Genomic DNA, 7,540 nt, shown 5'->3' on the forward strand with positions numbered 1-7,540 from the left:
TTTTTTAATTGTTTATTAACAATTATATTACTAGTAGTTACAGGTCACATTATCGATAAAAAACTAGAAGTCTAAAGGAGGAATCAGCATTGGGAAACGTAGTAGTAAAGTTAGAGAATGTTCGAAAAAGGATTGGTGGAACGGAAATTATTCGTGGTTTATCATTTGAGGTTCGTGAAGGAGAAGTATACGGATTCCTTGGACCGAATGGTAGCGGTAAGACGACGACGATCCGTATGATGACAGGTCTTATTTCAATGACAGAGGGCGATATTACAATTTGTGGACATAGTATTCGCTCGGAGCGTGAAAAGGCACTAGAGCAAATTGGAGCGATTGTAGAAAATCCTGAACTATATGATTATATGACAGGAATGCAAAACTTAAAGCATTTTGCGAATATGGCCATTACACCAATTAGTAAAGAGCGGATTGCTGAGATTGTAAAGCTTGTTGAATTAGAGCATGCGATTCATAAAAAGGTGAAAACATATTCACTTGGTATGAAACAACGTTTAGGAATTGCACAGGCATTACTTCATCAGCCGAAAATCTTAATTTTAGATGAGCCGACAAATGGACTAGATCCAGCTGGTATTCGCCAAATTCGTGATTATTTACAACGTTTAGCGAAAGAAGAGAATATTGCTGTAATCGTATCAAGTCACTTATTGAGTGAAATTGAATTAATGTGTGATCGCGTCGTTATTATTAAACAAGGTGAGTTTGTACAAGAGTACAACTTACATGAAAAAGTGAAACATGATGAGGCAGTCGTTGTAGCGTTTGAAGTAGATGAAGTTCAGAAAGCAAATGAAATCATTAAAGGTAAAGCAAAAGGGAATGTAATTGTAGCATCTGTAACAAAAGACAACATTCCGCAACTTGTAAAAAAACTTGTTCATGCTGATGTGCTTGTATATGGCGTTACTGTTCAAAATAAAACGTTAGAGGATGAGTTCTTAGCGATTACTGGGGGAGTGAAAGCGTAATGTTTAAATTAATTCAAAATGAATTTTTAAAGTTGCATGCGAAAAAAGGTATGTATATTTTAATTGGTGTCATTGCTTTATTAGAGATTTTAGGAACAGTAGTATTGGCGAAATGGGGCGACGCTGGTAGCTTAAGTGGATCTTACTTAGATTTTGCAAGTTCAAATATCGGCTTAATTATGATATTCACAACGATCTTTGGAATTACAATAGCTTCTCGTACAATTACAGATGAATTCCAAAAAGGAACGATTAAGCAATTATTAATTCGTCCAAGAAAACGAATGACAATTTTATTTTCTAAATATATTACAGTATTATTAACGATGTTATTTATCGTATTTGCTAGTACGTTAATTGCTATGATTATTGGTATAATTGTAATGGACGGTAGTAAAACTGAATTAACGTTAGGAATTGCTTTAAAAACAATTGTATATCAGCTGTTATCACCATTTTTCTTTGCAACACTTGCATTTTTCTTAGCAAACGTGTTTAGAAAGTCTGTATTACCAATAATTATTACGATGTTTCTATTATTCTTACAAGGTACAATTAACATGGTATTAATGATGTTTGCAAAAGGTGTAGCGAAGTTTGTAGTATTTAGCCATTTGGATTTAAGAGCTTACGATAGCAATAAATTAATTAGTGGCGGAGTAGAACCAACATTTACAGAATTTACATTTACAACTTCATTATTACTTGTAGCTGCATACTTTGTTGTGTTACTTGTAGCATCAAGTGCATTATTCCAAAAACGTGACGTATTATAATAAAAGAAATCCCCGCTTGTAAAAACGGGGATTTTTATTACATAAAATTCACTTAGATTGCAACTTGAAGAACAGCGATATGGTATTTTAAGAGATATGCTGTTTGAAATGATTTGAGAAAAATAGGAAGAATTTCAACTATATTCATATTATAATTTAATTATCCTGCTATTTATAGGGAAAGGATTGCCTATAAAGTACTGATTAAAGTTTTATTGTATTTTTACTATCTTTGGGGGTGTTCTATATGCACTATGCATTTTCACGTATAAGGCTACGTAGCTTTTTTGGATGGATGATTATAGGGGTGCTCCTTATAATGATCCCATTAGGTCTAGCAAATGTTTCTGAGAATACGATGGAGGTTATTTCACAAATAACTGTATTTTTTGTATTTCCGTTACTTTGGCTATACGTAAAAACAAATAAAAATAATATTGTATTTAACAGTTTTTTTAATAAGCCAGGACGTTTACCTTGGGGATTAATTATATTAGCAACGATAATGGGGATGATTTTTTCAGTTGGCATATCTCAGATTCAATTTTACATATTAGCACATACGTTACCGAATTTCTTAGTTACTATGCTAGAAGACGGAAATGTTATTAATACGAGTAACGTATATATGACGATATTTACTTTCATTTCAGCATGTGTGTTAGCACCTATTATGGAAGAGGTTATTTTTAGGGGATTTTTCTTACAGCGAATGGCTTATAAATGGGGAATTAAAAAAGCTGTAATTATATCTTCAATTATTTTTGGCTTAGGACATTTTGATGTTATTGGTGCGTTCATGTTTGGTGTCGTTATGTGTCTTTTATACATAAAGACAAAAAATATATGGACGAATATAGCTGTGCACGCTCTAAATAATTTGATTGCAACAAGTATGCAATTTTTCGGTGGAGAAGAAAGTGGTACAATCTCAATTACTGAATTACAAGCGCAAAGTAATTTATGGATTGGTATCGGTCTTACAGTTGTTGGATTACTTTGGTTAATTCCTTATGTTTGGAAACAATGGCGTACAGTAAAAGAAGTTGGCGTGCCACCAGTACGTTTTATAAATGAGCAAAAAGTAGTGAGTTCATCACAAGAAAATGAAGTGTATAGTCAAGTGATCGTAACCGATAGATTGATGGCCATAGAGTTACCAGATGAGGCTGTAAATAAGCTTCGGTTAGAAGAAAATGATTATGTAACAGTATCTGTAGAAGAAGATAAAATCGTTATAAAGAAAGCACATAATAGATAATTAAAAAGTAGCTCCTTAAGAGCTACTTTTTAATTTGTAATAATTTCCACACGAAAATTATTACCGTTCTTTACATATTTAATATCTGTAACAGTGCGGACCGTCTTTAAAATCTCCACTTTTTCACCAATTCGCGGGATGGTCGGAACATTGTCCCAAATACCAAGCAAGTCATCTAATTGTGCCGTTTTTTCATAAAACCAGATTTTCAATGTAAAGCCCCTTTCTCGAACTTTATGTATTTTAATACATAATATATTATTTTTATTCTTATTGTAAGGGGTTTTTTTATATTTTATGAATAAAAATAAATTAATCTTCTGGGAAGATATGTTCAATATCAGGAGTAAGAGATACTTCTGATAATACGATATGAGAAACGGTCGTTGCATATGAAGAAACATCATTGATAAATTCTTCCAGTTCGACGAGTGAAGGAACAGAAATTTTTACAATGTAGCATAAGCTTCCTGTTACTCGGTAACAAAAACTTGCAGATGGATAAGACTGAATAAACTGTTGCATACGTGTTGTATCACCATTTTTTAAAGTGATTTCTAAAATACAATCTAAAACGAGTCCTGCCTTTTTATAATCAATATCGATTGTGTATTTTTGAATAACCCCTTCGCTTTCGAGCTTACGAACACGTTCTGAAGTAGACGGAGCAGATAAGTTTACTCGTTTCGCCAATTCACGCATCGAAAGGCGACTATCATTATATAATTCATTTAAAATTTTTCGATCAACACGGTCTAATTGCATTTGTAAATATACCTCCAGTAAAATAATGATTTTTGTAAAGGGAAAATATAAATTAAGATTCATATGAAATGTAAAGTGAACGTTATTTATTTTACAATAAAACAGAAGGGAATAGGAGGGGAAATGATGGAGAGAATTTCATTATCAAATGTAGGAGATACAAAGTTTCAAAAGTTATTAGGGCATAATTCGGATATATTACATTCGTGGAGTACGTTAGAAGATACACTGTACAATAAAGGAACTCTTTCAGCAGAGTTGAAGGAGCAAGTGAGAAGAACATTAGCGTATGGGAATGAATGTCCGTACTGTATGGCAAAAGGAAGACCTGATGATGTGCAAAAGGCAGAGGAGATTGGTGTAGCCGTTACTTTTGCGCATACATTTGTTCATGACCGAAAAGCAATAGATGATACTATGTTTCACGTATTAAAACAATATTGGACAGAAAAAGAAATTGTAGAGCTTTGCGCCTATGTTTGCTTTATTACTGCGTCACAACAACTTGGTTTTCTATTTCAATTACAGCCAAATTAAGGGGGGAAATGATGAAAAATCAAATAGCACTTATCATAATCGATGTACAAAAGGCATTTCAATTACCAGATTGGGGCGAGAGAAATAATATTTTTGCTGAAGAAAACATGAGAATTTTATTAGAAGAATGGAGAAAAAGGGAACGACCAGTTTTTCATATTCAACATGTAAATAAAGAAAATGCGCAGTCAATGTTTTATGAGAGAGCGGAAACGGTAAACTTTAAAGAAGAAGTGCAACCACTACTTGGTGAAGTGGTTATTCAGAAATTCGTTAACAGCGCGTTCATTGGGACAAATTTAGAAGAGCAATTAAGAAAGAACAAATGTAATGCAGTAATGGTTGTAGGATTAACGACAAATCACTGTGTGGAAACTACGACACGAATGGCAGGGAATTTAGGATTTACAACATATTTAGTGAGTGATGCAACGGCTACTTTTAACAGTAAAGGTTTAGATGGTAAGGAGTATAGTGCAGAGGATATTCACAATATGACACTTGTAAATTTACATGAAGAGTTTGCTACGATTGTGACGACAAAAGAAGTATTAAAATTATTTTAAGAAAATAATTGCAAATTATGTAGAAAAAAATAAGAATATTTCGTATAATCTAAGTACAATCATTTTGAAAATAGGGGTGGCATCATATGGAGCAAATTTCAGTAAAGAAATTAGAAGAGGTACTTGTTGTAGCAGGGGATGATAAACAGAAGCAAAAGGAATTTTATGAATTGCTCTTATCTACTGAGTTTTATGTTGCTGGTTCACTAGAAGCAGAGGACGGGGCAACAGAAGGAATACTTCGTTTGCGTCATTTCCAAGGAGAAGGTAGATGGATCGTTCCGTTCTTTACACAAATGGAATTTGTAAAAGATGTGTTGCCAGAAGGAACGCCCCTTATTACGATACGTGGGAAAGAGTTATTTGGTAGCATTGAGAAAGATGCTATAGCTGTATTAAATGTTGGCACTGATATAAGTAAAACATTTATTCCAGAAGAAATTGCAGATATCGCATCTGGACGAATTTTTAACTATTATAAATAAAAGGAAAAGCGTAATCGCTTTTCCTTTTTAATTTGAACACGGGGTGGCTACGCCGGAAGAAATAGAGAGTGTTTTATTATGTGTACTTATTGTAGCTGTAGCTCCAAGAGGAATCCCAATGTTTGGACTTATATGTCCAATCGGTAGACCGAACAGGACAGGGATAGCATATGGAGTGAAATACTCATATAATATTGTTTGCAATGATTGAGATGGCTTTGAAGGAGTGCAGTCGTGACAACTTGTGAAAATAACGCCCCTGCATTCATTAAACTTTCCAGATAAAAGTAGCTGATTTAACATACGGTCAATGCGGTACGGTTCTTCACCAATGTCTTCAAGTAATAAAAGTGTATTGTCCGTATTTATCTCGTAGGGCGAGCCAATTATACTTGTTAACACAGCTAAATTTCCTCCAACTAACGTACCTGTAACTGTACTGTGAGAGCTAGGTACGATACATTCTGATGCAGATAAAATGGTTGAATACGGATGGAATAGTTGATTGAAAGAGGATAAAGATAGGGAATCAATACCTTTTCCTAGTTCTTCAATCATCGGACCATGAAATGTTATAAGCTTTGCATAACGTGAAAAAGCATTATGTAAAGCTGTAATATCACTATACCCCCAAAAGATTTTAGGGTTTTGCCGAATGATTTCATATTGAATGTGAGGGAGGAGACGAGCACTTCCGTAACCACCTCGTGCACAGAAAACGGCCTTCACTTCATTATTTGTAAATGCTCCATGTATATCGTCAAGCCGAACTTGATCACTTCCGGCTAAAAATCCATATTTCTCGTAAACACTCTTCCCGATTATTACGGATAACCCCATCTCTTGTAATACATTCACACCTTTTAATACATTTTCGATTGTAGGTGGACCAGATGGTGCAATAATCATTACTGTATCACCTTGTTTTAATGCATTTGGATAAATCATTAAGCTCAGCCTCCTTCTCTTTCAATATATTCGCTTCATATGAAGTTCAACCCTTGCAAAAGCAGGGGAAAGCTTATCAAATAAAGAAGATATAAGGGAAATAGGAGGGAAAATGATGTTTACAAGTCGAGTAACAGACATATTAAAAATTGAGTATCCCGTTGTTCAAGCCGGTATGGCAGGCGCGATTACGACGCCAGAACTTGTTGCAGCAGTAAGTAATAGCGGAGGATTAGGGACGCTTGGAGCGGGCTATATGAGCCCAGAACAAATTCGTGAAGCGATTTATAGAATAAGAGAACTAACAGATAAGCCTTTCGGTGTTAATTTACTTGTAACGAAAGAGATACAAATAGAAGAAGAGAAGGTAAATGAGGCGAAAGTATTACTAAGCGGAGTGAATAGAGAATTAGGTATAGAAGTAGAAGGAACGTTAAAGCTTCCAAAAAGCTATAAGGAACAATTACAAGTGCTATTAGATGAAAAAGTACCAGTCGTTAGCTTTGCATTTCAAACGTTAGAAAAAGAAGAAATAAATGATTTAAAAAGAAGTGGAATAAAAGTTATCGGAACAGCTACCCATGTGAAGGAAGCGAAAGTACTTGCCGAGTTAGGAGTAGATATTATTGTCGGGCAAGGAAGCGAAGCCGGAGGGCATAGAGGAACGTTTATTGGGAAAGAACGAGATGCTATGATCGGTACTTTTGCGTTAATACCTCAGTTAGTAGGGGCTATTCCGCATATCCCAATTGTCGCAGCAGGTGGTGTAATGAACGGACAAGGGCTTGTTGCGGCATTGGCACTAGGAGCAGAAGGTGTTCAAATGGGATCGGCCTTTTTAACAAGTGAAGAGAGTATTACGCACGATGTGTATAAAGAAGCGGTTTTACATAGTACAGATACGAGCACAACTGTAACTCGTGCGTTTTCCGGGAAATATGCACGGGGTATTCGGAATGAATTTATAGAGAGACATGAAGGAAAAGAAGAAGGGCTTCCGATGTATCCAGTGCAAAACGTATTAACTTCTAAAATACGCAAAGAGGCAGCGAAGCAAAATAAGGAAGAATATATGTCGCTTTGGGCAGGACAGGCAGCATCATTAGCTCGAATCGAATCAGCTCAGTATGTAGTGGAGCGAGTTATGAAAGAAGCAGAGAATGCAATCGAACAATTACAAAATATATACAAAAAGACCACTTGAGTAATT

At 35.0% G+C, this 7,540-nt stretch carries 10 protein-coding genes and 1 pseudogene; 8 read left to right on the forward strand and 3 right to left on the reverse strand.

Annotated elements, in window-relative coordinates:
- From ACQGSG_RS24425 to ACQGSG_RS24440, 4 genes and pseudogenes are all read left to right on the forward strand, one after another.
- Nucleotides 1-75, forward strand: a pseudogene (locus tag ACQGSG_RS24425) (ABC transporter permease); the annotation flags it as partial.
- 14 nt (nucleotides 76-89) lie between these two features.
- Nucleotides 90-992, forward strand: a complete 903-nt coding sequence (locus tag ACQGSG_RS24430) for an ABC transporter ATP-binding protein (protein WP_000528820.1) — start codon at nucleotides 90-92, stop codon at nucleotides 990-992.
- Nucleotides 992-1,768, forward strand: a complete 777-nt coding sequence (locus ACQGSG_RS24435; RefSeq protein WP_000475438.1) for an ABC transporter permease — start codon at nucleotides 992-994, stop codon at nucleotides 1,766-1,768. The genes ACQGSG_RS24430 and ACQGSG_RS24435 overlap by 1 nt, the downstream gene beginning before the upstream one ends.
- 247 nt (nucleotides 1,769-2,015) lie before the next feature.
- On the forward strand, nucleotides 2,016-3,029 hold the full coding sequence (locus ACQGSG_RS24440) for a CPBP family intramembrane glutamic endopeptidase (RefSeq protein ID WP_000558817.1): 1,014 nt from the start codon (nucleotides 2,016-2,018) through the stop codon (nucleotides 3,027-3,029).
- A gap of 29 nt (nucleotides 3,030-3,058) precedes the next feature.
- Here ACQGSG_RS24440 and ACQGSG_RS24445 read toward each other — a convergent pair whose 3' ends face one another.
- Nucleotides 3,059-3,241 (reverse strand): DUF3913 family protein, encoded by a 183-nt coding sequence (locus ACQGSG_RS24445; protein ID WP_000707107.1) that lies wholly within the window; start codon nucleotides 3,239-3,241, stop codon nucleotides 3,059-3,061.
- 100 nt (nucleotides 3,242-3,341) lie between these two features.
- Nucleotides 3,342-3,794 carry an Lrp/AsnC family transcriptional regulator gene (locus ACQGSG_RS24450; protein ID WP_001175505.1) on the reverse strand — a complete coding sequence of 151 codons (453 nt, stop codon included), beginning with the start codon at nucleotides 3,792-3,794 and terminating at the stop codon, nucleotides 3,342-3,344.
- Nucleotides 3,795-3,920: 126 nt separating this feature from the next.
- Here ACQGSG_RS24450 and ACQGSG_RS24455 point away from each other — a divergent pair, with 126 nt between their 5' ends.
- From ACQGSG_RS24455 to ACQGSG_RS24465, 3 genes are all read left to right on the forward strand, one after another.
- Entirely contained in the window at nucleotides 3,921-4,331 is a 411-nt protein-coding gene (locus ACQGSG_RS24455) for a carboxymuconolactone decarboxylase family protein (RefSeq protein WP_000439757.1), read from the forward strand.
- Nucleotides 4,332-4,342: 11 nt separating this feature from the next.
- Complete coding sequence (locus ACQGSG_RS24460) at nucleotides 4,343-4,897, forward strand: cysteine hydrolase family protein (protein ID WP_141403570.1); 555 nt, start codon at nucleotides 4,343-4,345, stop codon at nucleotides 4,895-4,897.
- Between the two features lie 86 nt (nucleotides 4,898-4,983).
- The gene (locus ACQGSG_RS24465; RefSeq protein ID WP_000435264.1) at nucleotides 4,984-5,382 is read left to right on the forward strand and encodes an SseB family protein; all 399 of its coding nucleotides are present in this window, start codon (nucleotides 4,984-4,986) and stop codon (nucleotides 5,380-5,382) included.
- A gap of 27 nt (nucleotides 5,383-5,409) precedes the next feature.
- Here ACQGSG_RS24465 and ACQGSG_RS24470 read toward each other — a convergent pair whose 3' ends face one another.
- A complete protein-coding gene (locus ACQGSG_RS24470; protein WP_097997930.1) occupies nucleotides 5,410-6,330 on the reverse strand; it encodes a S66 peptidase family protein in 921 nt (306 codons plus the stop codon).
- 115 nt (nucleotides 6,331-6,445) lie between these two features.
- On the opposite strand from ACQGSG_RS24470, the gene ACQGSG_RS24475 reads away from it, so the two are divergent.
- Entirely contained in the window at nucleotides 6,446-7,534 is a 1,089-nt protein-coding gene (locus ACQGSG_RS24475) for an NAD(P)H-dependent flavin oxidoreductase (RefSeq protein ID WP_000495285.1), read from the forward strand.
- The last annotated feature ends 6 nt before the right edge of the window (nucleotides 7,535-7,540 follow it).

Source organism: Bacillus sp. GMa5/1 (genome assembly GCF_050172015.1).
Lineage (GTDB): Bacteria > Bacillota > Bacilli > Bacillales > Bacillaceae_G > Bacillus_A > Bacillus_A cereus.

Bases quoted from the DNA above. Each gene is read 5' to 3' on its own strand.
- ACQGSG_RS24440 (WP_000558817.1), top strand. From the start codon at position 2,016: ATGCACTATGCATTTTCACGTATAAGGCTACGTAGCTTTTTTGGATGG.
- ACQGSG_RS24460 (WP_141403570.1), top strand. From the start codon at position 4,343: ATGAAAAATCAAATAGCACTTATCATAATCGATGTACAAAAGGCATTT.
- ACQGSG_RS24475 (WP_000495285.1), top strand. From the start codon at position 6,446: ATGTTTACAAGTCGAGTAACAGACATATTAAAAATTGAGTATCCCGTT.
- ACQGSG_RS24470 (WP_097997930.1), bottom strand. From the start codon at position 6,330: ATGATTTATCCAAATGCATTAAAACAAGGTGATACAGTAATGATTATT.
- ACQGSG_RS24450 (WP_001175505.1), bottom strand. From the start codon at position 3,794: ATGCAATTAGACCGTGTTGATCGAAAAATTTTAAATGAATTATATAAT.
- ACQGSG_RS24455 (WP_000439757.1), top strand. From the start codon at position 3,921: ATGGAGAGAATTTCATTATCAAATGTAGGAGATACAAAGTTTCAAAAG.
- ACQGSG_RS24435 (WP_000475438.1), top strand. From the start codon at position 992: ATGTTTAAATTAATTCAAAATGAATTTTTAAAGTTGCATGCGAAAAAA.
- ACQGSG_RS24465 (WP_000435264.1), top strand. From the start codon at position 4,984: ATGGAGCAAATTTCAGTAAAGAAATTAGAAGAGGTACTTGTTGTAGCA.